The 22,330-nt window shown below is 64.5% G+C and carries 22 protein-coding genes; 17 read left to right on the top strand and 5 right to left on the bottom strand.

From position 1 onward, the window contains the following. Positions 1-105 precede the first annotated feature (105 nt). Positions 106-441, top strand: coding sequence for a hypothetical protein (locus ABJO18_RS11415; protein ID WP_348508903.1), 336 nt, complete (start codon positions 106-108; stop codon positions 439-441). Between the two features lie 84 nt (positions 442-525). Here ABJO18_RS11415 and ABJO18_RS11410 read toward each other — a convergent pair whose 3' ends face one another. Continuing rightward, complete coding sequence (locus ABJO18_RS11410; protein WP_348508904.1) at positions 526-1,746, bottom strand: acyl-CoA dehydrogenase; 1,221 nt, start codon at positions 1,744-1,746, stop codon at positions 526-528. After that, on the bottom strand, positions 1,743-2,552 hold the full coding sequence (locus tag ABJO18_RS11405) for an enoyl-CoA hydratase-related protein (protein WP_348508905.1): 810 nt from the start codon (positions 2,550-2,552) through the stop codon (positions 1,743-1,745). Before ABJO18_RS11405 ends, ABJO18_RS11410 begins: the two co-directional genes overlap by 4 nt. 144 nt (positions 2,553-2,696) lie before the next feature. Here ABJO18_RS11405 and ABJO18_RS11400 point away from each other — a divergent pair, with 144 nt between their 5' ends. After that, positions 2,697-4,145 carry a sodium/proline symporter gene (locus ABJO18_RS11400; protein ID WP_348515914.1) on the top strand — a complete coding sequence of 483 codons (1,449 nt, stop codon included), beginning with the start codon at positions 2,697-2,699 and terminating at the stop codon, positions 4,143-4,145. A gap of 24 nt (positions 4,146-4,169) precedes the next feature. On the opposite strand, the gene ABJO18_RS11395 is transcribed toward ABJO18_RS11400, so the two are convergent. Beyond that, positions 4,170-4,556, bottom strand: coding sequence for a type II toxin-antitoxin system VapC family toxin (locus ABJO18_RS11395; RefSeq protein ID WP_348515913.1), 387 nt, complete (start codon positions 4,554-4,556; stop codon positions 4,170-4,172). Continuing rightward, positions 4,553-4,798 (bottom strand): type II toxin-antitoxin system prevent-host-death family antitoxin, encoded by a 246-nt coding sequence (locus tag ABJO18_RS11390; RefSeq protein WP_348515912.1) that lies wholly within the window; start codon positions 4,796-4,798, stop codon positions 4,553-4,555. Before ABJO18_RS11390 ends, ABJO18_RS11395 begins: the two co-directional genes overlap by 4 nt. A gap of 190 nt (positions 4,799-4,988) precedes the next feature. On the opposite strand from ABJO18_RS11390, the gene ABJO18_RS11385 reads away from it, so the two are divergent. Genes ABJO18_RS11385 through ccmI form a run of 4 tightly spaced genes read left to right on the top strand, consistent with a single transcriptional unit; the run spans position 4,989 to position 8,822 of the window. After that, a complete protein-coding gene (locus ABJO18_RS11385) occupies positions 4,989-6,977 on the top strand; it encodes a heme lyase CcmF/NrfE family subunit (protein ID WP_348515911.1) in 1,989 nt (662 codons plus the stop codon). Then, on the top strand, positions 6,974-7,516 hold the full coding sequence (locus ABJO18_RS11380) for a DsbE family thiol:disulfide interchange protein (RefSeq protein ID WP_348509601.1): 543 nt from the start codon (positions 6,974-6,976) through the stop codon (positions 7,514-7,516). Before ABJO18_RS11385 ends, ABJO18_RS11380 begins: the two co-directional genes overlap by 4 nt. Beyond that, on the top strand, positions 7,513-7,986 hold the full coding sequence (locus tag ABJO18_RS11375) for a cytochrome c-type biogenesis protein (RefSeq protein WP_348509602.1): 474 nt from the start codon (positions 7,513-7,515) through the stop codon (positions 7,984-7,986). Before ABJO18_RS11380 ends, ABJO18_RS11375 begins: the two co-directional genes overlap by 4 nt. Then, positions 7,983-8,822, top strand: coding sequence for a c-type cytochrome biogenesis protein CcmI (gene ccmI / locus ABJO18_RS11370; RefSeq protein ID WP_348509603.1), 840 nt, complete (start codon positions 7,983-7,985; stop codon positions 8,820-8,822). Before ABJO18_RS11375 ends, ccmI begins: the two co-directional genes overlap by 4 nt. On the opposite strand, the gene ABJO18_RS11365 is transcribed toward ccmI, so the two are convergent. Beyond that, on the bottom strand, positions 8,819-9,070 hold the full coding sequence (locus tag ABJO18_RS11365; RefSeq protein WP_348509604.1) for a hypothetical protein: 252 nt from the start codon (positions 9,068-9,070) through the stop codon (positions 8,819-8,821). The genes ccmI and ABJO18_RS11365 overlap by 4 nt on opposite strands. A gap of 258 nt (positions 9,071-9,328) precedes the next feature. On the opposite strand from ABJO18_RS11365, the gene ABJO18_RS11360 reads away from it, so the two are divergent. The 11 genes from ABJO18_RS11360 to ABJO18_RS11310 all read left to right on the top strand — a co-directional run bounded on the left by ABJO18_RS11360 (position 9,329) and on the right by ABJO18_RS11310 (position 22,196). Then, positions 9,329-10,930, top strand: coding sequence for an ATP-binding protein (locus ABJO18_RS11360; protein WP_348509605.1), 1,602 nt, complete (start codon positions 9,329-9,331; stop codon positions 10,928-10,930). Positions 10,931-11,037: 107 nt separating this feature from the next. After that, on the top strand, positions 11,038-11,946 hold the full coding sequence (locus ABJO18_RS11355) for an acyl-CoA desaturase (protein WP_348509606.1): 909 nt from the start codon (positions 11,038-11,040) through the stop codon (positions 11,944-11,946). 205 nt (positions 11,947-12,151) lie between these two features. Next, positions 12,152-13,318, top strand: coding sequence for an acyl-CoA dehydrogenase family protein (locus ABJO18_RS11350; RefSeq protein ID WP_348509607.1), 1,167 nt, complete (start codon positions 12,152-12,154; stop codon positions 13,316-13,318). A 26-nt stretch (positions 13,319-13,344) separates the two neighbouring features. Continuing rightward, positions 13,345-14,484 carry an acyl-CoA dehydrogenase family protein gene (locus ABJO18_RS11345; protein ID WP_348509608.1) on the top strand — a complete coding sequence of 380 codons (1,140 nt, stop codon included), beginning with the start codon at positions 13,345-13,347 and terminating at the stop codon, positions 14,482-14,484. 23 nt (positions 14,485-14,507) lie between these two features. Then, on the top strand, positions 14,508-15,302 hold the full coding sequence (locus tag ABJO18_RS11340) for an SDR family NAD(P)-dependent oxidoreductase (protein ID WP_271185460.1): 795 nt from the start codon (positions 14,508-14,510) through the stop codon (positions 15,300-15,302). 48 nt (positions 15,303-15,350) lie between these two features. Beyond that, complete coding sequence (locus tag ABJO18_RS11335; RefSeq protein ID WP_348509614.1) at positions 15,351-16,589, top strand: acyl-CoA dehydrogenase family protein; 1,239 nt, start codon at positions 15,351-15,353, stop codon at positions 16,587-16,589. Between the two features lie 2 nt (positions 16,590-16,591). Continuing rightward, the gene (locus ABJO18_RS11330; protein WP_348509609.1) at positions 16,592-18,304 is read left to right on the top strand and encodes a class I adenylate-forming enzyme family protein; all 1,713 of its coding nucleotides are present in this window, start codon (positions 16,592-16,594) and stop codon (positions 18,302-18,304) included. Beyond that, positions 18,304-18,765 (top strand): MaoC family dehydratase, encoded by a 462-nt coding sequence (locus ABJO18_RS11325; protein WP_348509610.1) that lies wholly within the window; start codon positions 18,304-18,306, stop codon positions 18,763-18,765. The genes ABJO18_RS11330 and ABJO18_RS11325 overlap by 1 nt, the downstream gene beginning before the upstream one ends. A 30-nt stretch (positions 18,766-18,795) precedes the next feature. Then, positions 18,796-19,716 carry an SDR family NAD(P)-dependent oxidoreductase gene (locus ABJO18_RS11320; protein WP_348509611.1) on the top strand — a complete coding sequence of 307 codons (921 nt, stop codon included), beginning with the start codon at positions 18,796-18,798 and terminating at the stop codon, positions 19,714-19,716. Positions 19,717-19,754: 38 nt separating this feature from the next. Further along, complete coding sequence (locus ABJO18_RS11315; protein ID WP_348509612.1) at positions 19,755-20,729, top strand: NADPH:quinone oxidoreductase family protein; 975 nt, start codon at positions 19,755-19,757, stop codon at positions 20,727-20,729. Between the two features lie 96 nt (positions 20,730-20,825). Then, complete coding sequence (locus tag ABJO18_RS11310) at positions 20,826-22,196, top strand: M28 family metallopeptidase (protein ID WP_348509613.1); 1,371 nt, start codon at positions 20,826-20,828, stop codon at positions 22,194-22,196. Positions 22,197-22,330 lie beyond the last annotated feature (134 nt).

The raw sequence follows: 22,330 nt of genomic DNA, 5'->3' as shown, positions 1-22,330 counted from the left end.
ACGTGGCATCTTGAGGGTGCCGTGACCGATCAATCAATTCTGGATTGACTCACCTTCCCCTGGCGCGCGAAGTTCTCAGTCTTCGCAATCGTGAGGAGGGATATCATGTTGAAGACGCGTCTTGGCATTCTGGCATCCATGATCGCGGCGGCAGGACTGGGTGCTGCAGCGTTCGCCGACGAGGCTGAAGCACCGGGATCGCGAGGCATTGCGAGCCCTGAACCGGCCGTGTTCGCTGGCGAGCCGGTAAAGATCACGACGGTACAGCACCGTCTGTCGGCCAGGGATATCGACACCATCCTGACGGAGGCCGGCCGGGACTCTCTGCTTCCGGACAATTGCTGGTACCAGTATTCTCCCTTTACCGGCGAGTGCATTGCCGTGATCTGCGAAGTCGGCGGTGTCTGGGAAATCATGCCCGGCGATTGCGACGACTATTGATCGTACTGAACCCGCAACGAAGAAGGGGCGCGCCCGGTGGCGCGCCCCTTTGTCGGTATTGCGATATGGACTGCGGCCGGGAGGCTAGAAAAACGCCTGCAGTCCCGTCTGAGCACGGCCCAGGATGAGGGCGTGCACGTCGTGGGCGCCTTCATAGGTGTTGACCGTTTCCAGGTTCACCATGTGGCGGATCACCTGGTATTCCTCGGAAATCCCGTTGCCGCCATGCATGTCGCGAGACATGCGGGCGATATCCAGCGCCTTGCCGCAATTATTGCGCTTGACGATGGAGATCATCTCCGGCGCCGCCCTGGCCTCGTCCATCAGCCGGCCGACCCGCAGGCTGGCCTGCAGACCGAGCGAGATCTCGGTCATCATGTCGGCGAGCTTCTTCTGGTAGAGCTGGGTCTGGGCGAGGGGGCGGTTGAACTGCTTGCGGTCCAGCCCGTATTGCCGCGCCGCGTGCCAGCAGAATTCCGCCGCGCCCATGGCGCCCCAGGAAATGCCGTAGCGGGCGCGGTTGAGACAGCCGAACGGGCCTTTCAGGCCCGAGACGTGCGGCAGCAGCGCATCTTCACCGACTTCCACGCCGTCCATGACAATCTCGCCGGTGACCGAGGCGCGCAGGGAAATCTTGCCGCCGATCTTGGGCGCGGAGAGGCCCTTCATGCCCTTGTCGAGCACGAAGCCGCGGATCTTGCCGTCATGGGCTTCCGATTTGGCCCAGACAACGAAAACGTCGGCGATCGGCGAATTGGAAATCCAGGTCTTCGAGCCGGTGAGGCGATAGCCGCCCTCGATCTTTTCCGCCCGGGTCTTCATGCCGGCCGGGTCGGACCCGGCATCCGGCTCGGTCAGGCCGAAACAGCCGATCCATTCGCCCGAAGCCAGCTTGGGCAGGTATTTCTGGCGCTGCTCTTCCGAGCCATAGGCATAGATCGGATACATCACGAGCGAGGACTGGACCGACATCATCGAGCGATAGCCCGAATCGACCCGCTCGACCTCGCGCGCCACCAGCCCGTAGGCGACATAGCCCAGACCGGCGCCGCCATATTCTTCCGGCAGGGTGCAGCCCAGAAGACCCTGTTCGCCCATTTCGCGGAAGATGGCCGGATCGGTCTTTTCCTCGCGGAAAGCCTCGATCACGCGCGGCTGGAGTTTTTCCTGGGCGTAGGCGTGCGCCGTATCGCGGACCAGGCGTTCTTCCTCGGTCAGCTGGTCGTCGAGGCGGAACGGATCCTGCCAGTCGAAACCGGCCAGATCGGGTGCATCCTTGGCCTTGATGGCGGGTCTGTCAGTCATCGCTCGTCCGTCCCCTTATGGATGTCGGCTCCTCCTTGCGAGAAGTCCGGTTTGCGCTTGTCGAGGAAGGCGCGATAGCCCTCCTTGAAATCCGCACTGGTAAAGGCGTTGGCGAACCAGGCGCGGGTTTCGTCCGTGTCGTGGTCCTGGCCCTCCAGGACGCGTGAAATCATCTTCTTGGTGTATGTGGCGGACAGGGGCGACATGTCCAGAAGACGCGTGCAGTAGGCGCGCGTTTCCGGCTCCAGCCGCGCCGGTTCGAAGCGGCGGTCGAGAAGGCCGGTGCTTAGCGCTTCGGCCGCATCGAGCTGGCGCGCGGAAAACAGCAGGTCCTTCGCCATCGATCCGCCGACGGCATCGACCAGCCTTTTGGTGTCGTTGAACGGGTAGAGCAGTCCCATCTTGGCGGGCGTGATGGCGATGCGCACCGTGTCGTCGGCAAAGCGCAGATCGCAGGCCAGGGCCAGGCCGCAGCCGCCGCCGATGCAGGAGCCGCGGATCATCGCGATGGTGGGATGGGGAAATTCGGCCAGCGCATCGAGGGCGCGGGCAATGCTGGCCGAATAGGCCTCGCCGCGCTCGCGCGTGGCGTAGATATCCTCGAACTCGGAAATGTCGGCGCCGGAGGCAAAATGATCGCCCTGGCCGCGCACGATCAGCACGCGGCAGCGCTCGGCCAGCGTATCGAGCAGGTCCGGCAGGCCGGCCCACATGGCTTCGGTAAAGGCGTTGCGCTTGCCCGGGCGGTTGAGCACGAGTTCGGCGATATCGCCATCATGCCGGATCAGGAGCGGTTCGGTTTCCATCGGGCCCGTTGCAGTCGATAAGGAGCACCGCCAGACGGCGGCTTTGTACTGGCTTGCAAACCAGCTTAAACCGGCTCACGGGGGAGTTGAAATGTGCGGGCTGCGTTTTGCGTCGGCGCCGCACATCTTGCCGGGGAGGGCAGGATGAACGGGGATAATCTGATCGTTCTGGCGACGCTCGTCGCCTACAAGCTGGTCCTTGTCGGCGTCGGTGTCTGGGCCTCGCGGCGCAATCGCACCGAGGGCGATTTCTTCCTGGCGAGCCAGGGGCTGGGTGCCTGGGTGGCGGGCCTGTCCTATGCCGCCTCGACATCCTCGGCCTGGGTGTTGCTGGGCTTTTCCGGCTTCGTCTATGCCAACGGGCTGTCGGCGCTGTGGATGGTGCCGGGGATCTGGGGCGGTTATGTCGCCGTCTGGCTGTTCTTCGGCCGCCGCTTGCGGGCGGAAACCGCCGAGCGTGGCCATGTCACGCCGACGGATTTCCTGACCGCGGGGCTGGCGGACCGTTCCCGCGCGCTGATCGGTATTCTGGCATCGGTCTTCATCCTGTTCTGCTTCATTTTCTATATCGCGGCCCAGTTCGGCGCTGCCGCGGTCGCCTTCGAGACCCAGTTCGGCCTGGGTGTCACCGAATCCGTCCTGATCGGGGCCGCCATCGTCCTGCTCTATTCGCTGCTCGGTGGTTTCTGGGCGGTCAGTGTCACCGACATGCTGCAGGGCGCGCTGATGGCCGTGGTCGCGGTGGCGCTGCCCGTGACAGCGCTGATCGCCGCAGGCGGTTTCGGCGGCATCGCAGACGCGCTCTCGGCAACGGCCCCGGAAGGCTATCTCGACATCACCGGCGGGCATGCGGGCTTCGTGCTGATCGGATTTGTCCTTGGCGTATGGGGCGTCGGCGTCAATGCGATGGGCCAGCCGCAGCTGATCTCGCGCCTGATGGCGGTGAAGGATGAGGGCGCGCGCATGCGCGGCTTCACCATCGCCATTGTCTGGGCGGTCGCCGTGTTCACCGGCATGACGATACTGGGCCTGGCCGGACGGGCCATTGTCGGCGGGGCAGCCGATGGCGAGGCTCTCTTCTACACACTGGCAGACCAGCTCCTGCCGCCGGTCCTGGCCGGGCTGGTCATCGCGGCCGTCCTGTCGGCGGTGATGTCGACGGTCGACTCGATCCTGCTCTCGGCCTCGGCAGCCGTCTCCCACGACATGCGCCTCTCGCGGCGCTTTGCCGGCAAGGAAGTGCTGGTCTCGCGCATCGTCATGGCCGTGATCGCCGGTGTCGCCGTCTGGATGACGTTGAGCCTGCCGGCGACGATCTTCGCCCGTGTGCTCTTCGCCTGGTCGGCCCTGGGGGCTGCTTTCGGTCCGATCATCGTGGTGCGGGTTCTGGGCCTGGAGCCGAAGGCCTGGGCCATCGGGACGGCGATGTGTCTCGGCTTCGGGCTGACGGTGTTCTTCAACGCCCTGGGAGCCATGGAACCGGGAATTCTGGGCATGCTCGGCGATTGGGCCCGGGCCCCCGGCGACCCGGCCGAACGGGTGCTGCCCTGGGTGCCGGCCCTGCTGGTGTTGTGGTGGGGCGCGCGGCGATAGCCGATTAGCAGGCTCCACCTTGCCTCACACCCGTTGTACCGGCCCCGGATAGTCCAGCAGCCGCTCGTCGGCGGTCAGCAGGAGAAACCCCTCCACCACGGCCTGAGCCACCAGCATCCTGTCGAACGGGTCCTTGTGGATCGGGGGCAGGTCTTGCACCGCAACGGCGTGATCGCTTGCGATCGGTAGTTCCAGATAGCCATTGTCGAGCAGACCGCGGCGGAGCAGATGCGCGTCCGCTTCGAAGTCGCTGCGGCCAAGACCGCTTTTGATGGCGATCTCCCAGATGCTGGCGACACTGAAAACGAGTTCGTTGTGCGGGTCTAACATCAGATTGCGGCTGGCAGCCGAAAGACGTTCCGGCGCGCCGGCCGCCCAGAGCAGGACATGCGTATCCAGCAACAGCTTCACGCAGAGCCGCCGAACAGACGACCGATCTCGTCCTCGCTCATCGTGTCGAAATCGTCCGGTACGCGGATACGGCCTTCCAAAAAACCAAGGCGGCGGGGAGGAGGGGCGTCGGGCAAGTCGACGGAGGTCACCTTTACGACCGGCTTTCCGGCGCGCGCGATGACGAAACCATCGCCTTTGACGGCCTGTGCGATAAGGCGGGAAAGATGGGTCTTGGCCTCGTGGATGTTGAAGATGCGCATGACGATCTCTGTAAACTAAGTCGGGTTAGTTTAGTATTGTGTGTCCTGCATGGCAATGCGCGCGTCGGAGGATTTCCTTTTCCGGACTCTCCGCGGCTACGGCTCGCAAGGAACCATTGTGGGCATTTCGCGCCACCCCTGCGACACCGTGAACCTTGACCTTTGGCGCGGTCTGTAACACCTCCCCGGCATGATTGCTGAACTCGGGCAGTTTGCCCTGATCCTGGCCTTTGCCGTGGCGCTGGCCCAATCCGTCCTGACTTTCATCGGGCTGCGCACCGCAGACCCGGCCATTCACGGTTTCGCGCGCGCCGGATCGATCGCGCAATTCGTGCTGATGCTGACGGCCTTTGCCTGTCTGACCGTGCTGTTTGCCGTGTCGGACTTTTCTGCCCTGGTGGTCGCGGAGAATTCCCATACCGACAAGCCCTTCCTCTACAAGCTGACCGGCGTCTGGGGGAATCACGAGGGCTCGATGCTGCTCTGGGGCCTGATCCTGACGGCCTACACGGCGGCTCTGGCCCTGTCGGCCAAACCGGTCGAAGCGCGACTGGTCTCGCTGACCTTCGCGGTCCAGTCGCTGGTGACGGCGGCGTTCACGGCGTTTCTGCTGTTCACGTCGAACCCGTTCGCGCGGCTCTGGCCGTCACCGGTGAACGGGCAGGACCTCAATCCGCTGTTGCAGGACCCCGGTCTCGCCTCGCACCCGCCCATGCTCTATGCCGGCTATGTCGGCTTCTCGATCACCTTCTCCTTCGCCGTGGCGGCCCTGATCGAGGGACGGGTTGATGCGCGCTGGGCGCGGATCGTGCGGCCCTGGGCGCTGGCGGCCTGGAGCTTCCTGACGGTCGGTATCGCGCTGGGCGCGGCCTGGGCCTATTACGAGCTGGGCTGGGGCGGCTGGTGGGCCTGGGATCCGGTCGAGAACGCCTCGCTGATGCCCTGGCTGGCCGGCACGGCCTTCATCCATTCCCTGCGTGTGATGGAAAAGCGCGACACGCTGAAAGCCTGGACGATCCTGCTGGCGTTGATGACGTTCTCCCTGTCGCTGGCCGGCACCTTTCTGGTGCGGTCCGGCGTGCTGACCTCGGTCCACGCCTTCGCGGTCGACCCGGAGCGCGGCGTCTTCATCCTGGGCATTCTGATCGCGGTGATCGGCGGGTCGCTGGCGCTTTACGGGCTGCGGGCCTCGCATCTCAAGCCGACCGGCGTGTTCTCCGAAGTCAGCCGCGAAAGCACGCTGCTGATCAATAATCTCTTCATCGGTGCGGCCTGTGCGCTGGTCTTCTTCGGTACGTTCTATCCGTTGTTCATCACGACCGTCTCGGACGAGACGATCACCGTCGGTGCGCCCTTCTTCAACGCTACCTTCAACCCGATGATGGGCGTGCTGTTCATCCTGGTTCCGGTGTCCGGCATGCTGGCCTGGAAGCGCGGCAAGCTGAAACCGGTTTTGCGCAAGCTGATGCCGGCCCTCGCGGCGGCCCTCGCAGCGGGCGTGCTGGCGCTGTGGATCGCTGACCGCACGCGGATCGCCGGCGCGCTGGGCACGGCGCTGGCCGTGTGGGTGGGGATTGGCGTGCTGATCGACATCGCCCAGCGCCTCAAGCTCGGCGACATCCCGCTGAAAGCCTCGCTGTCCCGGGCGATAAACCTGCCGCTGGGTATCTGGGGCATGGCGGTGGCGCATTTCGGTCTCGCCATCACGGTCTTTGCCATTACCGGCGTCAGCGCCTGGAAGCAGGAGACGAGCGCCTTCCTGATGCCGGGCCAGAGCCTGCAGATCGCCGGCTATACGGTCGAGCTCGACGATGTCCGCCGCTTTGACGGCGCGAATTATGTGGCCGAGGAGGGGCGTTTTGCCATTTCCCGCGGCCAGCGCGATCTGGGCGAGCTGGTGGCCGAGCGCCGCTTCTATCCGGTGCGCCAGATGTCGACGACCGAGAGCGCCATCCGCACGCGCGGCACCGGCGATCTCTACATCTCCTTCGGCGAGCCGTCGCGCGAGCGCGGCTGGCCGGTACATGTCTACATCTACCCCTTCGCGATGTGGCTGTGGATCGGCTCGGCGATCCTGACCCTGGGCGGTGTGTTGTCGATCGCGGATCGCGGCCGGCGCGCCCTGACTGCGCGCAAGGCGGCGGACACGACCGATGCTGCCAGGGGGGCGATGTCATGAACCGGCTTTTCCTTTTCCTGCCGCTCGCCCTGTTCGCCGTGATGGCGGCCTATTTCGCCCTCGGACTGCGCGAGAATCCGGGCGAGATTCCGTCCCAGCTGATCGATCGCGAACTGCCGGCTTTCGACCTGCCGCCGATCCAGGGCCATGAGGTGGGGCTGGCAAGTGCGGACCTGGCGGGCGAGGTGAGCCTGCTGAACGTATTCGGTTCCTGGTGTCCGCCCTGTGCGATCGAGCACCCGATGCTGATGCAGATCAGCCGCTCGGGCATTGTGCCGATCTACGGCATCGACTGGAAGGACCCGCCGGGCGCCGGCACGCGCTGGCTCGAGCGCAACGGCAATCCCTATGTCCGCATCGGCAATGATGCCGAGGGTCGTGTGGCGATCGATCTGGGCATCACGGGCGCGCCGGAAACCTTCATCATCGACCGGGCCGGGCGCGTGCGCTACCGCCATGTCGGGGTGATCACGGAAGAGGTCTGGGACCGCACGTTGCTGCCGCTCGTCGAACACCTGCAGGCGGAGGACATGCCATGAGGCAGATGCTTGCCGCCATGCTCGCCGGGCTGATGCTGGCCGGCAGCGCCCTTGCATCGCCGGGGCCGGAAGAGCGTATGGAAGACGCCCGGCTGGAAGCCCGCGCACGGGCGCTCTACGACCAGCTGCGCTGCGTGGTCTGCCAGAGCCAGAGCATCGACGATTCCAACGCGCCGCTCGCCGCCGACCTGCGCGCCGTGGTGCGCGAGCGTCTGCTGGCGGGTGACAGCGATGCCGAGGTGAAGGCCTATCTGCAGGACCGCTACGGCGATTATGTGCTGATGCTGCCGCCGGTGCAGGGCAATACGATCGCGCTCTGGCTGTTCCCCTTGGTCGTGCTTGCTGGCGGCGGGATCGCCATCCTCGTGTTTGTGCGCGGTCAGCGCCGCACAATGATGGCCGGTGACGATACGGGCGAGGGCGATGAGGCCCGCGCCCGCGCGCTCTCCGACGAGGAGGGCCTGTCATGATCTGGTTGCTGATTGCCGTGATCGCCACGCTGGTGGCGCTGGGCCTGATCCTGCCGGTCATGCGGCGCGACACCATGGATGCGGCGTCCGGACTGAGCGTGTTTTCCGGCCAGCGCGAGGAGTTGCGCCGGGATGTGGATCTCGGCCTGGTCGAGCCCGGCGAAGCGCGCGCTGCAGAGCTCGACATCCGCCGCCGCGAACAGGCCGCGCTGGAACGTACCGGCGAGGTGGCCGCACAGCCCAGTCCGCGGCTGCGTCTCGCGATCATCATCGCCAGCATGGCCACGGTCATGGGGGCGGTGCTGATCTACATGCAGATCGGCTCGCCACAACTCACAGGCCCGGCTGCGCCGGCGCCGATGGCGGACATTCCGGACGAGATGCAGGCCGTGCTGGATGAGGTGGATGCACTCGCCGCCGACCTGATGGCCAATCCGGACGATCCGCGTGGCTGGGCGGTGCTGGGGCAGGCCTATCTCACGCTCGGACGGTTCGACGAAGCCGCGATTGCCTTCGAGAATGCGATCAACGGGGCTCCGGACAGTGCCTATCTGTTCGCATCCCTGGGCCAGGCCTATCTGTTTGCCGAAGGGGGCGAGATGTCGCCGCGCGCGCGCGAGGCGTTTTCGCGGGCGCTCGATATCGATCCGCAGGATGTCCGCGCCCGCTTTTTCCTGGCCGAGGCGCGCTATCAGGATGGCGCGCGGGAGGAAGCCATCCGGGCATGGCAGACAATGCTGGACGAGGCGCCGGAAGACGCGGGCTACCGGTCAATGCTTGAAACGCGCATTCGGGAAGCGGAAGCGCAGGACGCTGCGGCGGCTGACGCCAACTAGCTGACGTCCCGTCCCGTGGTGTCCTGGTTCAACCAGACATCCCGATCGGGGTGATCGTTCTGGGCAGGGCGGTCGTCTTCGCTGCGAGCCCATTTGACGAACAGGGCCAGTTGCCGCTCGGCTTCAAGGTAGACGTGATCCGGCACCGTTGTACGCGCCGCGACATCGTCGCGTACGGATTGCGGAAAACTTAGCGCCATTGCGGCGGCGCCGACAGTTCCGGCCAGAAGCAGCAATCCACCTTTCATATCGCCCCCACAGGAATCGAACAAAGAGTATCCTTACGAAAACGTAAGAATGCTGGCGGGTCTATCCCGAGAAACGATAAATCGGACGAAGAAGTATTCTTTTTTGAAGGGATCCCGCATCCGGTACGCGTGCGCGACGGTTCGCTACACACGACCTAATAAAGCATCACTCAACACTGCTTCTGTTTTCATTCCCGTTTGCTATCTTGTTGATGGGCAAGGAAGTACGGCGGGTCCCGGACCTGCCGGGATAGTGTTATGACAGAGTTCAAGACGGGCCTGCCGGCCGAAGCGCTTGCGCAAGCGCAGGAACTGGTTCTGGCGCTTGTAAAAGACAGTGCGGATGCCGGCCGGGATCATGATCTCGCTGTTCGGCGCCTTTTGACGCGCACTGTGGACTATTTCGGGGTCCAGGCCGGCTTTGTCAGCGAGATTTTCAACGGAATTGCAACGGTCGAGGCGGTCGCGGGCGAGGCTGGCGGGATAGCCGCGGGCGCTACCGTGCCGATTGCCGGCGCACCGTGCGAGCAATCCATGCAAAGCGACCGGCCCGTCGTGCTGACGCGGCCGAATGACGAAGCCGTGCTGGCGCGCCTGCCGGTTGACGGGTTGTCGACGTATATCGGCGCGCGCCTGCTGGCCGGCGGCCGGGTGCACGGAACGGTCTGCCTGGTCTCGCCCGAAGCGCGCGCCGGAGGCTGCAGCACCGTCGAGCTGGGCGTGTTCGAAACCGCCGTGGCCCTGATCGGCCAGCATGTCGCATTGCGGCGGGCGGACGAGCGGTATGATCTGGCCATGCGGGGCTCGAATGCCGGCTTCTGGTATCTCGACGTGCGGCGTGGTGAGGTGGCGCTGTCGTCGCGCTTTCTCGAGATCATGGGGCTGGACGCCGCCATGACGACCATGTCCCTGGACCGTTTCCTTTCTCATGTTCATCCGGATGATGAAGCGGCAGTCCAGGCCGCGATCGTGCGGCATTTCGCGGAACCGGTGCCGTTCGATGTCGAACATCGCATGAACCGGCCGGATGGCCGCAGCATCTGGGTGCATGCACATGGTGATTCGCTGCGCGGAGCGGACGGCCGGCCGGTCCGGTTGGCAGGCTCGGCCCATGACATCACGGATCGCCGCGCCGCCGAGGAGATGGCCGCCGCGCATGCCGAGGCGCTGAAAGCCTCCAATGCCGAGCTGGAGCGCTTTGCCTATGTCGCTTCGCACGATCTGCAGGAACCTCTGCGCAAGGTTCGCGCCTTCGGCGATCTTCTGCATCGCGACTATTCCGACCGGCTCGACGCCCGCGGCCACAAACTGCTCGACACGATGATCGACGGCGCCGGGCGGATGCAGAAGCTGATCCAGGATCTGCTGAGCTATTCGCGCTCCTCTCATGTCGCAATGGCCATGCAGGTACTGGACATGGAAAAGCTGGTTCTGGACGTGGCCAGCGATTTCGAGCTCGCGCTGGCCGAAACCGGCGGCACAATCTGTTGGGACCTGCCGGGACGGCTGGTGGCCGATCCGGTGCTGATGCGCCAGCTCCTCGCCAACCTTATCGGCAATGCGGTGAAATACCGCGACCCGAAGCGGCCGCAGCGGATCGAATTGTCGCTGGTGAATGACGAAGCCGGGAATGCCGTCCTGAGCGTTCGCGACAATGGCATCGGGTTTCCGCCCGAGCATGCGACGCGCATTTTCGAGATATTCACCCGTTTGCATTCACGCGGCGATTATCCCGGTACCGGGGTCGGTCTGGCCCTTTGCCAGCGTATCGCCGAGCGTCATGGCGGACGCATCTGGGCCGAGGGGCGGCCGGGTGAGGGCGCAGCTTTCCACGTCCATCTGCCGACCACGGAGCAATAATTGAAAACCGTACTGCGGGCATTCCGAGATTGACCCGGCGCCCCGCAATGCGGACATTCCTCGCGACGAGTCCCTCCGGGGGCCCCATTTATCGATGAGTAGACCCCATGAATCTTGACCAGCGGATCCTTTCGCGTTCCGAGGCCATCCTGAAATCCTGGCGTACCCTGAACTGGGCCAGCGCCTTTTCCGCCTTCATCTATCCCGCACTCGGCGTGGCGATGATGATCACCATGGTCGTGCTCGGCCTGGCGCTGAACGGGCTGACCCTGCACTGGTGGTATGCGCCGCTTTGCCTGGCCGTGATCGGTCTGTCGATCTTCTTGTGCAACCAGGGCATCGGCCCGCTGCACCGGATCTGGCAGCACCGCGCCGGCGAGATCAAATGGCCGGCCCAGGTGATCATCATGTTCAACTGCATCCTGGCGATGCAGGGCTCCCTGAAGGACTGGGTGAACTATCACTCCCAGCATCACCGTTTTGCCGACAAGCCGGGCGATCCGCACAATCCGCTCGAAAGCAAGGCCTGGGCCTGGGTCGGCTGGATCCTGTGGCGCGACGAGAAGGATCTCGCCCGGCCGATGCCGCTGTGGCTCAAGGAAAACGCGGTCGTGCGTTTCGCCGACCGTTTCCACATCACCCTGTCGCTGGTGATGCACCTGATCATTCCCGCGATCATCTATCTCATCGTTGCGCTGAGCGGCGGTTCGCTGATTCTCACCGCGCTGCTGCACGCCAGTGCCGTGATCGGCCGGGCGATCCAGTTCCACGCCACGACGCTGGGCGTGAACGTGTTCGGTCACATGCAAACGCCCAAATGGGTCGACTATCTGCTGGCCCTGCTGACCGGCGGCGAGGCCCTGCATGACCATCACCACGAATTCCCGCAATCCGCGCTGCACCTGCCGCGCAAGGGCATCTGGAACCGGATTGTCGACTATAACGGCACCATGCTGCTGGTCCTGCACCGGCTCGGCCTGGCCAAGAATCTGCAGATTGCGCCGCAATTTGCTTAGGGCGGGTCCCATCGCTGAACGGAAGCCCCGGCCACACGGCCGGGGCTTTTTCGTATCCGGTTTCGCACCCGCATAAGAGCTGGCCTGCGACCAATTTTCCCCTGAAATCGCCGCACAGCCCCATGGACGCGTTGCTGCAAGGGCGCTAACGTCTTCGCAAGTGCATCATACCGAATGCTCGAAAATGATCGATAAAGGGGAGAGCATGGCCGATCTAGACGCCTTCCGTGCCGATGTGAGGGATTGGCTCGAAGCCAATTGTCCCGAGGAAATGCGCCAGCCCATCCAGGACGAGGAAGACGTCGTCTGGGGCGGCAGGACGTTCAACTTCACCGAACCGCAAAAACTGTGGCTTGACCGGATGGCCGAAAAAGGCTGGACGGTGCCGGAATGGCCTGTGGAATATGGCGGGGGCGGTCTCGACAAGGCGCACGCCAAGGTGCTGCGCGAGGAAATGCGCAAGATCGGTGCCCGTGCACCGGTTCAGTCCTTCGGGATCTGGATGCTCGGCCCGGCACTTCTGAAATACGGCACGCACGAGCAGAAGCTGGAACACCTGCCGAAGATCGCCCGCGGCGAGATCCGCTGGGCTCAGGGCTATTCCGAGCCGAATGCCGGCTCCGACCTCGCCGCGCTGATGACCAAGTGCGAGGACAAGGGCGACCATTATCTGGTCAATGGCCAGAAGATCTGGACCTCCTATGCCGACAAGGCCGACTGGATCTTCGTGCTCGTGAGAACCGACTTCCAGGCGTCCAAGCACGAAGGCATCTCCTTCATTCTCGTCGACATGGATCAACCGGGCGTGACGACCAAGCCGATCAAGCTGATCTCGGGCAAGTCGCCCTTCTGCGAGACCTTCTTCGACGATGCCCGGGCCGAGAAGCACAATCTCGTCGGCGAGCTGAACAAGGGCTGGTCCGTCGCCAAATATCTCCTGACCCATGAGCGCGAGATGATTGGCGGCATGGGCTCAGGCGCGATGCGCCCGATGGGCGATGTCGCGGTGCAGCAGATCGGGCTGAACGAGCATGGAATGCTGGCCGATCCGATCCTGCGGGCCGATGTGGTGCGGGCCGAGATCGACGGTCTGGCCTTCATGTCGACCATGGAACGGGTGGCTGACGAGGCCAAGGCGGGGCAGGGCGTCGGCGCCAATTCCTCGATGCTGAAATACTATGGCACCGAGCTGAACAAGCGCCGCATGGAGCTGATGATGGACAGCGCCGGTTCGACCGGCCTGGAATGGGATGCCGACGATGACGTTGCCCGCATGTGGCTGCGGTCCAAGGGTAATTCCATCGAGGGCGGCACGTCGGAAGTGCAGCTCAACATCATCGCCAAGCGCATTCTCGAACTGCCGTCTGCTTGAGCCGGGCACCCAAGGAGTAAAACATCATGGCCATGGTGCTGAATGAAGAAGCCGGCATGCTGAAGGATGCCGCCCGGGGTTATCTCTCGACGAGTGCGCCGGTGAGTCAGCTGCGCAAGCTGCGCGACAGCGGCTCGGAAGACGGATTTGACCGCAAGACGTGGGCCGACATGGCGGAAATGGGCTGGACGGGTGTTCTGGTGCCCGAAGCCCATGGCGGCGTGGAAATGGGTCATGTCGCCGCCGGCGTGATCGCCGAGGAAATGGGCCGCACGCTGACGGCGTCGCCCTATATCTCGACCGCCATCATGGGCGCGACCGCGCTGTCGCGTTTCGGATCCGACGGTCAGAAATCGGAATGGCTGCCGCGGATCGCGGCCGGCGAGGCGATCACCGCACTCGCCGCCGACGAAGGCCGCAAGCACAACCCGTCCGGCGTGGCGGTCTCGGCCGAGCGTTCGGGCAATGGTTTCAAGCTGAACGGCCGCAAGACTTTCGTTGCCGAAGGTCATGTCGCCGACATGCTGATCGTGTCCGCCCGGACCGGTGGCAGCGAAAACGAGGCCGAGGGCATCACGCTCTTCCTGGTGCCGCGGGATGCCGCCGGTGTCACGGTGGAGCGCAAGGATACGGTCGACAGCCGTCATGCCGCCGACATCGTGCTCGACAATGTCGAGGTGACGGCCGACGCCGTTCTGGGTGAGGTCGACAATGGTCTGGGCGCGCTGGAAGCGGTTCTGGACGCGGGCCGTGCCGGTCTGTCGGCCGAGATGTCGGGCTCTGCCCAGCAATGCCTCGACAGCACGGTCGGCTATCTGAAAGAGCGCAAGCAGTTCGGCCAGATCATCGGCACGTTTCAGGCGTTGCAGCACCGCGCGGCACACCTCTATTCCGAGGTCGAGCTGGGCAAGTCGATCGTGCTGAAAGCCCTGCAGACGCTCGATGCCGCGCCGGATCATGCCGCCATGATGGTCAGCGCAGCCAAGGCCAAGCTGGGCCAGGTCGCCCAGCTGGCGGCGCGTGAGGGCGTGCAGATGCATGGCGGCATGGGCATGACCGACGAGTTCGACATCGGCTTCTACATGAAGCGGGTCCGCGTGGCCGAGGCGCTCTACGGTGATGCCAATTACCACGCTGACAAGTTTGCCCGCATGCGGAAGTATTGAGGCCGGTCCACCGGGAGGACAAGATGGACTACACGAACAAGGTTGTCGCGATCACCGGTGGTGCGCGCGGCATCGGCCTCGCCATGGCGCAAGCCTTCCATGCCCGCGGCGCAAAGATCGCGCTCGCCGATCTCCAGGGCGCTGAAGAGGCGGCCCAGGCCTTCGGCGGGATCGGCGCGACGGTCGATGTAACCAAGGAGGCCGATATCGCGGCCTTTCTCGACCGCACCGAGGCCGAGCTCGGACCGGTCGATATCTATGTCTCCAATGCCGGCATCCTGCGCGCCGATGCGCCCAGCTGGGATGCGGCAGGCGCGTCGGACAAGGACTGGCTGGACAGTTTCGAGGTCAATGTGATGGGCGCCGTGCGCGGTGCGCGCCAGGTCTGGCCGCGCATGAAACCGCGCGGCGGCGGCGTGTTCATCCTGGTCGCCTCGGCGGCCGGCCTGCTCGCCCAGATCGGGGCGTCCTCCTACACGGCCAGCAAGCACGCCGCCGTCTCCTTCGCGGAGAGCCTGGCGATCACCCATGGCGATGACGGGCTGCAGGTGGTCTGTGTCTGCCCGCAGGCGGTCCGTACGGCTATGCTGGGCGAGAATTCCTCGGACGGTGGTATTGCTGGCGCCGACGGCGTCGTTGAGCCGTCCGATGTCGCGGCCGAGGCGATCGCGGCGATCGAGGAGAAGCGCTTCCTCGCCCTGCCGCACGCCAGTGTCGCCGGTTATGAGGCTGCCCGCGCAACCCAGCGTGACCGCTGGCTCGGCGGGATGCGGAAATTCCGCCGGATGATGGTTGCCGAGCGCGGCCGGCCGGTCTGACAATTCAACGAGAAACGACAACAGCCAGGACGATAAAGGGGAGTAATGATGGATCTGGGTATGACGGAGCGGGTACGCCCGCTGGTGGAACAGGTTCGCGCGATGATTCGCGACGAGGTGATGCCGCTGGAAGCGGAGTATCACGCAGAGATCGGCAAGGCGGGCGACCGTTTCGCCTTTACCGACCGCCAGACCGAGATCCTGGAAAGCCTCAAGGTAAAGGCGCGCGAGCGCGGCCTGTGGAATTTCTGGCTGACGGGTTCGGATCGCGGCTACGGCCTCAGCACGGTCGAGTATGCCTATCTCGCCGAGGAAATGGGCTGGTCCCACCTGGCCGCCGAGACTTTCAACTGCTCCGCGCCGGACACCGGCAATATGGAAGTCATCGAGCGCTACGGGAATGCCGAGCAGAAGAAGAAATGGCTGGAGCCGCTGCTCGAGGGCAAGATCCGCTCGGCCTATCTGATGACCGAGCCGGATGTCGCCTCCTCGGACGCCACCAATATCGCCTTCAAGGCCGAGCTGGATGGCGATGAATGGGTGCTCAATGGCGAGAAATACTGGGCCTCCGGCGCCGGCGATCCGCGCTGTTCGGTCTATGTCCTGATGACCAAGACCGAGGGTGATGATGCCCCGCGTCACGGCCGCCATTCGCAATTCCTCGTCGAGGCCGGCCTGCCGGGTATCGAGATCCTGCGTCCGATGACGGTGTTCGGCCATGACGATGCGCCGCACGGCCACATGCATATCAAGTTCACCAATGTCCGCGTGCCCAAGGATGCGCTGATCCTCGGCCGTGGCCGCGGGTTCGAGATTTCCCAAGGGCGCCTCGGACCGGGCCGCATCCACCACTGCATGCGGGCTATCGGCCAGGCCGAGCGGGCGCTGGAACTCCTGTGCCGCCGCTCGGTCTCGCGCACCGCTTTCGGCCAGCCGCTGGCCAAGCTGGGCGCCAATCGTGACATCATCGCCGAACGCCGCATGGCGATCGAACAGGCGCGCCTCCTTTGCCTCAAGGCGGCCTGGATGATGGACCAGGGCGACCCGCGCGCGGCCGCGCCGTGGATCTCCCAGATCAAGGTCATCGCACCGCGTGTGGCCCTCGATACCGTCGACGAAGCCATGCAGATGCATGGTGGTACGGGTATCTCCCAGGACACGCCGCTGGCCATGATGTTCACCGGTCTGCGCACGCTGCGCTTCGCTGACGGTCCGGACGCGGTGCACCGCATGGTCATCGCCCGCAAGGAGCTCAAGCGCTACGTCAACGAAACCCTGGAGGGCTGATCATGGCTCAGCGCAAGCAGGCGCCCGCCCGCGCGCAGCTGGAAGCGATTGCCCGCCAGATCACCCAGGCCGAGGAAGTCCTCAATGTTGGTGAAACCGAAATTCTCGGTGTTCGCCAGCCGGCCTATGTGAATGCACCTGGCGATCTGCGCTTCCTGCTGATGAAGGCAATGGAGCACGCCGAGAAGGAAGGCGTGATCTTCGAGGATCAGCGCTGGACCTTCGGCGAACTGGTCGGCCGCTCCGTGGCCTTTGCCAACGCGCTGATCCAGCGTCACGGCGTGACGCCCGGCACGCGCATCGCCCTGGCGATGCGCAATTCGCCGGAATGGATGGCGGCCTTTCTCGGCGTCATCGCCGCCGGTGGTGTCGTGGTGCCGCTCAATGGCTGGTGGACCAGCGAAGAGATGGGTTTCGGCCTGTCCGATTGCGGGGCCAAGATCGTCATTGCCGGGGCGCGGCAGATCGAGCGGCTGCGGCCGCACCAGGCGAGCCTGGGCCTCACACTGATTGCCGGCCGTGGTGAGCTCGACGATGTCGCCGACACGTTCGACGCCATGGTCGCGGCCTGGGCAGGGCAGGAGCCGCCGGCCATCGCCATCGATCCGGACAGCGACTTCGCCATTTTCTATACCTCGGGATCAACGGGCTCGCCCAAGGGCGCCGTGCTCACCCATCGCGGAGCTGTGACGACGATCCTGTCCTTTGCGCTGCTCGGTGCATCCCTGCGCCTGGCCAATAATGACGAGGACTTCACCGAGGGCGATCCGGGTGTGCTGGTGTGCCTGCCGCTCTTCCACTGCACCGGCTCACACGCCGTTTTCCTGCTGTCGCTCTTCTCCGGCCGCAAGATGGTGTTGATGCGCAAATGGGATGCGGGCGAAGCGGTCGAGATCATCCAGCGCGAGAAGCTGACCGACATGGTGGGCGTGCCGACCATGTCGCACGAGCTGACGCTGGAGGCCGAGCGCCGCGGCGTCACGCTGGACACGCTGCAGGGCATGGGCACGGGCGGTGCCAAACGTCCCGAGGCGCATGTCGAGAAGATCAACCAGGTCTTCCCGAAAGCCTGGTCGTCGTCCGGCTACGGTCTCACCGAGACCAATGCACTGGGCACGTATAACGGCTATTCGGAATACCAGGCCAAGCCGGGCTCCTGCGGTCTGCCGCTGCCGGCCGTGACCTTCATCAAGACGGTCGACGAATCCGGCAACGAGACCCCGACCGGCGAGCCGGGCGAGGTGTGGATCAAGTCGCCGGCGGTGTTCCGCGGTTATCTCAACCAGCCGGAAGCCACGGCGGCCGTGCTGACCGAGGACCGCTGGTTCAAGACCGGCGATGTCGGGATCATCGACGAGGACGGCTTCCTGTTCATCGTCGACCGCATCAAGGACATGGTGATCCGCGGCGGCGAGAATGTGTCCTGCCTCGAGGTCGAAGGCGCTCTGGCCAAGCATCCGGACATTCTGGAAGCGGCCGTGATCGGTATTCCCGACGAGCGCCTGGGCGAGCGCGTCGGCGCGGCGCTCCTGCTGCGTGACGGGGCGAACCTGTCCGACCAGGACATTATCGACTTCCTGAAACCGCACCTGGCAGCCTTCAAGCTGCCCGATCGCATCTGGCGCATGGACGGCCCGCTGCCGCGTGGCGGCACGAGCAAGATCGACAAGCCGGGCCTGCGCAAAATGCTGCTGAGCGACGAGGAGACTGCCTGATGCCGGTGATCAAGGCCGACACGCTGAAGGACCATATCGGACAGGAAATCGGTGTGTCCGACTGGATCGAGATCGACCAGTCGCGCATCGATGTCTTCGCCGATGTGACCGAAGACCATCAATTCATCCATATCGACCCGGAGCGGGCCGCGAAGGAAACACCGTTCGGTGGCACCATCGCCCACGGCTTCCTGTCGCTGTCCATGCTGTCCGCGCTCGCCGCCAACACGACGCTGGTGCTCGACGGTATCGCGATGGGCATCAATTACGGCTTCGACAAGGTGCGCTTCCTGCAGCCCGTGCGGGCCGGAAAGAAGATCCGCGGCCGTTTCGTCCTGGAAGACGCGACCGAGCGCAATCCGGGGCAATGGATGCTGAAATACGCTGTCACCGTCGAGATCGAGGGCGAGGAGAAGCCGGCCCTGATGGCGCACTGGCTGACCCTGCAGATCGTCGGCTGATCCGGACACGTTCAAGAGAAGAGACTGGTTATGAGTGAGATTCGTTATGACGGCCGTGTGGCCATTGTCACCGGCGCCGGCCTGGGTCTGGGACGTTGCCACGCCATGGCGCTGGCGGCACGCGGTGCCAAGGTGGTGGTCAATGATCTGGGCGGTTCGGTGGATGGTACGGGCACGGGTTCGGCCGCCGAAGACGTGGCCAACGAGATCCGCGCTGCGGGTGGCGAGGCGATCTCGCACACCGCCAATGTCACCAAGGCCGATGAGGTCGCGGACATGGTCAAGCAGGCCATGGACAGCTGGGGCCGGGTCGACGTGCTGGTGAACAATGCCGGCATCCTGCGCGACAAATCCTTCGCCAAGATGGACATTGCCGACTTCCAGACCGTGGTCGATGTGCATCTGATGGGCTCTGTCGTCTGCACCAAGGCCGTCTGGGACATCATGCGCGAGCAGAATTACGGCCGTATCGCGATGACCTCGTCCTCGTCCGGCCTCTACGGCAATTTCGGACAGTCCAACTATGGCGCCGCCAAGATGGCCGTCGTGGGGTTCATGAACACGCTGCATCTGGAAGGTCAGAAATACGACATCCGCGTCAACTGCCTGGCACCGACCGCAGCCACGCGCATGACCGAAGGCCTGCTGCCGCCGGCCGCGCTCGAGCTGATGAAGCCGGAAACCGTGTCGACGGGCCTCGTCTACCTCGTATCCGAAGACGGTCCCTCGCGCACCATACTGTGCGCCGGCGCCGGCGGTTTCGCCGCGACGAAAATCTACGAGACCGACGGCATCTACCTGCCGCCGGAAGAGCTGACGCCGGAAAATGTCGCGGCGCAGTTCGATGCCATCAAGGACCCTGCCGCCCAGAAGGAATTCCAGGCCGGCGGCGAACAGACGATCAAATTCCTGACCAAGGCGGCCGCCTATCACGGCGTGAAGCTCGGTTAGGTTTCAAACTCACACACGCAAGTCCGGGGAGGACATCCATGAAAGCGCTCCTGTGCCGCGAATTCGGACCCGAAGCGAACATGAAGGTCGAGGAGATCGACACGCCGGAACTCAAGCCGGGCCATGTCCTGGTCGATGTGAAGGCGGGCGGTCTCAACTTCCCGGACCTGTTGTGTGTGCGGGGTCAGTACCAGTTCAAACCCGAACTGCCCTTCGTTCCCGGTACGGAAGGTGCCGGTGTGATCCGCGAGCTGGGCGAGGGCGTCGACGGTTTCGCGGTCGGCGACCGCGTGATGTTCAACACGCCGACCGGCGCCTTTGCGGCCGAGGCCGTCCTGCCGGCGCCCGCGCTGACGAAGATCCCCGACAGCATGCCGTTCGAGGCGGCGGCCGGCCTGACCATCGTCTACGGCACCTCCTATCACGCGCTGAAGCAGCGGGCCGAGCTGAAGCCGGGCCAGACGCTCCTCGTGCTCGGCGCTGCCGGTGGTGTCGGCCTGGCGACGGTGGAGCTGGGCAAGGCGATGGGCGCGAAGGTGATCGCCGCAGCTTCCTCGGACGAGAAGCTGGCCGTGTGCAAGGAGCACGGTGCGGACGAGCTGATCAACTACTCCACCGAGGACCTGAAGGCCCGCATCAAGGAACTGACCGGCGGCAAGGGTGTGGATGTGATCTACGACCCGGTCGGCGGCGAATATACCGAAGCGGCTTTCCGTGGCATCGCCTTCGGCGGCAAGCATCTGGTGATCGGATTTGCGGCCGGCGATATCCCGAAACTCCCGCTCAACCTGCCGCTCCTGAAGGTAGCGAGTGTGGTCGGCGTGTTCTGGGGCGCCTGGGCCGGCGCGATGCCGCATGAGCACCGCAAGAACATGCAGGAGCTCTTCGACATGTTCGAAGCAGGCAAGATCAAGCCTTATGTGGCGGGCACCTACAAGATCGAGGACTTCCTCGACGCCTTCAATTCGCTCTCCGGCCGCAAGGCGATCGGCAAGGTCGTGCTGGTGCCCTAGGTCCGAGCAAGATTATTGCTCAACGCGCTCCCCAGTTCGCTTGACCCGCGCGGCATCGCCGCCACACTGGCGGCAAGACGAATTGGGGAGTCTTTCATGCGTATTCTGACCTCTGCTGCCGCGGCGGCGCTCCTGTCCATGCCGGTGCTGGCCCAGGAGCACGCGCCGCCGGCTGAAGTCCTCGCCGTGCACGATTATGTTGCGGCAGTCTCTGCCGACCGGATCGGGCAGGATATCCAGACCCTGGTGGATTTCGGTACCCGTCACACGCTGTCGGAAACGCAAAGCGATACGCGCGGCATCGGTGCCGCCCGCCGCTGGATCCATGACGAATTCGAGCGCATCTCGGCCGAGTGCGGGGGATGTCTCGAGGTCATCTACGTCTCCGACACAATCTCCGGCGAGCGTCGTATTCCTGAACCGACCGAGGTCGTCTCCGTGATCGCCATCCAGCGCGGCACGCTGGACCCGGACCGTTTCGTGATGATGTCCGGTGATATCGACAGCCGGGTCTCCGATCCGCTCGACGGCACATCCGACAGCCCCGGCGCCAATGACAATGCCTCCGGCATGGCCGGTGTCATCGAGGCGGCCCGCGTGCTGTCGCAGCACGAGTTTGCCGGTTCGATCATCTATGCCGGCCTGTCGGGCGAGGAGCAGGGCCTGTTCGGCGGGCGCATCGTCGCGGCCCATGCGCTGGAGCAGGGCTGGCGCATCAAGGGCGTGCTGAACAATGACATGATCTCCAACATTGCCGGGATCAATGGCGTGATCGACAACACCACGGCGCGGGTCTTCTCCGAAGGGACGCGTTATGTGGAGACCGAGGAAGAGGCCCGCCAGCGCCGTTTCACCGGCGGCGAGGTCGACAGCCCCTCGCGTAACCTGGCCCGCTTCGTCGATCGCACGGCCGACCAGTACATTCCCAATCTCGATGTTATGATGGTCTACCGGCTAGACCGGTTCGGCCGAGGCGGGCATCACCGCCCCTTCAACGAGGCGGGCATGCCGGGCGTTCGGATCATGGAGACGAACGAGCATTATGACCGCCAGCACCAGGATCTGCGCACCGAGGACGGCCGCGTCTATGGCGATACGATGGACGGCGTGGATGCGGGCCATGCCGCCAAGCTGACCGCGCTGAATATCGCCGTGATGGCCCAGATGGCCGGCGCGCCGCCTTTCCCGGCGAATGTCGAGATCGAAGGGGCTGTGCAGCCTTCGACGACGCTGCGCTGGGATATGGCCGAGGGCGAGGCCGCGGGAAATCTGGCCGGCTATCGCGTCCATTGGCGCCTGACCGATCAGCCGCAATGGCAATGGAGCCGGTTTGTCGGCCGGGTGGGCGAGTACACGCTCGAGAATGTCGTGATCGACAATTATTATTTCGGCGTCAGCGCGGTTGCGACGGACGGTTCGGAAACCCCGGTCGTCTTCCCGGGACCGGCTGGAAGCTTCGGCGACTAGAGTCTGTACCCAATTCGGGGATTCTCAGATTGAGCGACGCATGATTCACTCTTGGCGTGGGCGTTTGAGCCAGGAGGCGAAGATGGCGCGCTATGATTTGAGTGACGAGGAGTGGGCGATTGTTTCGCCGCTCC

Source organism: Maricaulis sp. (assembly GCF_039978735.1).
GTDB lineage: Bacteria > Pseudomonadota > Alphaproteobacteria > Caulobacterales > Maricaulaceae > Maricaulis.
Note: the sequence above shows the minus strand (reverse complement) of the source record. Positions and strands in the feature narration are given on the sequence as shown.

Excerpts from the sequence above, each read along its gene's own strand:
- ABJO18_RS11410 (WP_348508904.1), bottom strand. The coding sequence starts at position 1,746 with ATGACTGACAGACCCGCCATCAAGGCCAAGGATGCACCCGATCTGGCC.
- ABJO18_RS11325 (WP_348509610.1), top strand. The coding sequence starts at position 18,304 with ATGCCGGTGATCAAGGCCGACACGCTGAAGGACCATATCGGACAGGAA.
- ABJO18_RS11310 (WP_348509613.1), top strand. The coding sequence starts at position 20,826 with ATGCGTATTCTGACCTCTGCTGCCGCGGCGGCGCTCCTGTCCATGCCG.
- ABJO18_RS11375 (WP_348509602.1), top strand. The coding sequence starts at position 7,513 with ATGAGGCAGATGCTTGCCGCCATGCTCGCCGGGCTGATGCTGGCCGGC.
- ABJO18_RS11340 (WP_271185460.1), top strand. The coding sequence starts at position 14,508 with ATGGACTACACGAACAAGGTTGTCGCGATCACCGGTGGTGCGCGCGGC.
- ABJO18_RS11405 (WP_348508905.1), bottom strand. The coding sequence starts at position 2,552 with ATGGAAACCGAACCGCTCCTGATCCGGCATGATGGCGATATCGCCGAA.
- ABJO18_RS11330 (WP_348509609.1), top strand. The coding sequence starts at position 16,592 with ATGGCTCAGCGCAAGCAGGCGCCCGCCCGCGCGCAGCTGGAAGCGATT.
- ABJO18_RS11365 (WP_348509604.1), bottom strand. The coding sequence starts at position 9,070 with ATGAAAGGTGGATTGCTGCTTCTGGCCGGAACTGTCGGCGCCGCCGCA.
- ABJO18_RS11335 (WP_348509614.1), top strand. The coding sequence starts at position 15,351 with ATGGATCTGGGTATGACGGAGCGGGTACGCCCGCTGGTGGAACAGGTT.
- ABJO18_RS11380 (WP_348509601.1), top strand. The coding sequence starts at position 6,974 with ATGAACCGGCTTTTCCTTTTCCTGCCGCTCGCCCTGTTCGCCGTGATG.
- ccmI (WP_348509603.1), top strand. The coding sequence starts at position 7,983 with ATGATCTGGTTGCTGATTGCCGTGATCGCCACGCTGGTGGCGCTGGGC.
- ABJO18_RS11360 (WP_348509605.1), top strand. The coding sequence starts at position 9,329 with ATGACAGAGTTCAAGACGGGCCTGCCGGCCGAAGCGCTTGCGCAAGCG.
- ABJO18_RS11350 (WP_348509607.1), top strand. The coding sequence starts at position 12,152 with ATGGCCGATCTAGACGCCTTCCGTGCCGATGTGAGGGATTGGCTCGAA.
- ABJO18_RS11345 (WP_348509608.1), top strand. The coding sequence starts at position 13,345 with ATGGCCATGGTGCTGAATGAAGAAGCCGGCATGCTGAAGGATGCCGCC.
- ABJO18_RS11415 (WP_348508903.1), top strand. The coding sequence starts at position 106 with ATGTTGAAGACGCGTCTTGGCATTCTGGCATCCATGATCGCGGCGGCA.
- ABJO18_RS11355 (WP_348509606.1), top strand. The coding sequence starts at position 11,038 with ATGAATCTTGACCAGCGGATCCTTTCGCGTTCCGAGGCCATCCTGAAA.
- ABJO18_RS11385 (WP_348515911.1), top strand. The coding sequence starts at position 4,989 with ATGATTGCTGAACTCGGGCAGTTTGCCCTGATCCTGGCCTTTGCCGTG.
- ABJO18_RS11320 (WP_348509611.1), top strand. The coding sequence starts at position 18,796 with ATGAGTGAGATTCGTTATGACGGCCGTGTGGCCATTGTCACCGGCGCC.
- ABJO18_RS11315 (WP_348509612.1), top strand. The coding sequence starts at position 19,755 with ATGAAAGCGCTCCTGTGCCGCGAATTCGGACCCGAAGCGAACATGAAG.
- ABJO18_RS11390 (WP_348515912.1), bottom strand. The coding sequence starts at position 4,798 with ATGCGCATCTTCAACATCCACGAGGCCAAGACCCATCTTTCCCGCCTT.
- ABJO18_RS11400 (WP_348515914.1), top strand. The coding sequence starts at position 2,697 with ATGAACGGGGATAATCTGATCGTTCTGGCGACGCTCGTCGCCTACAAG.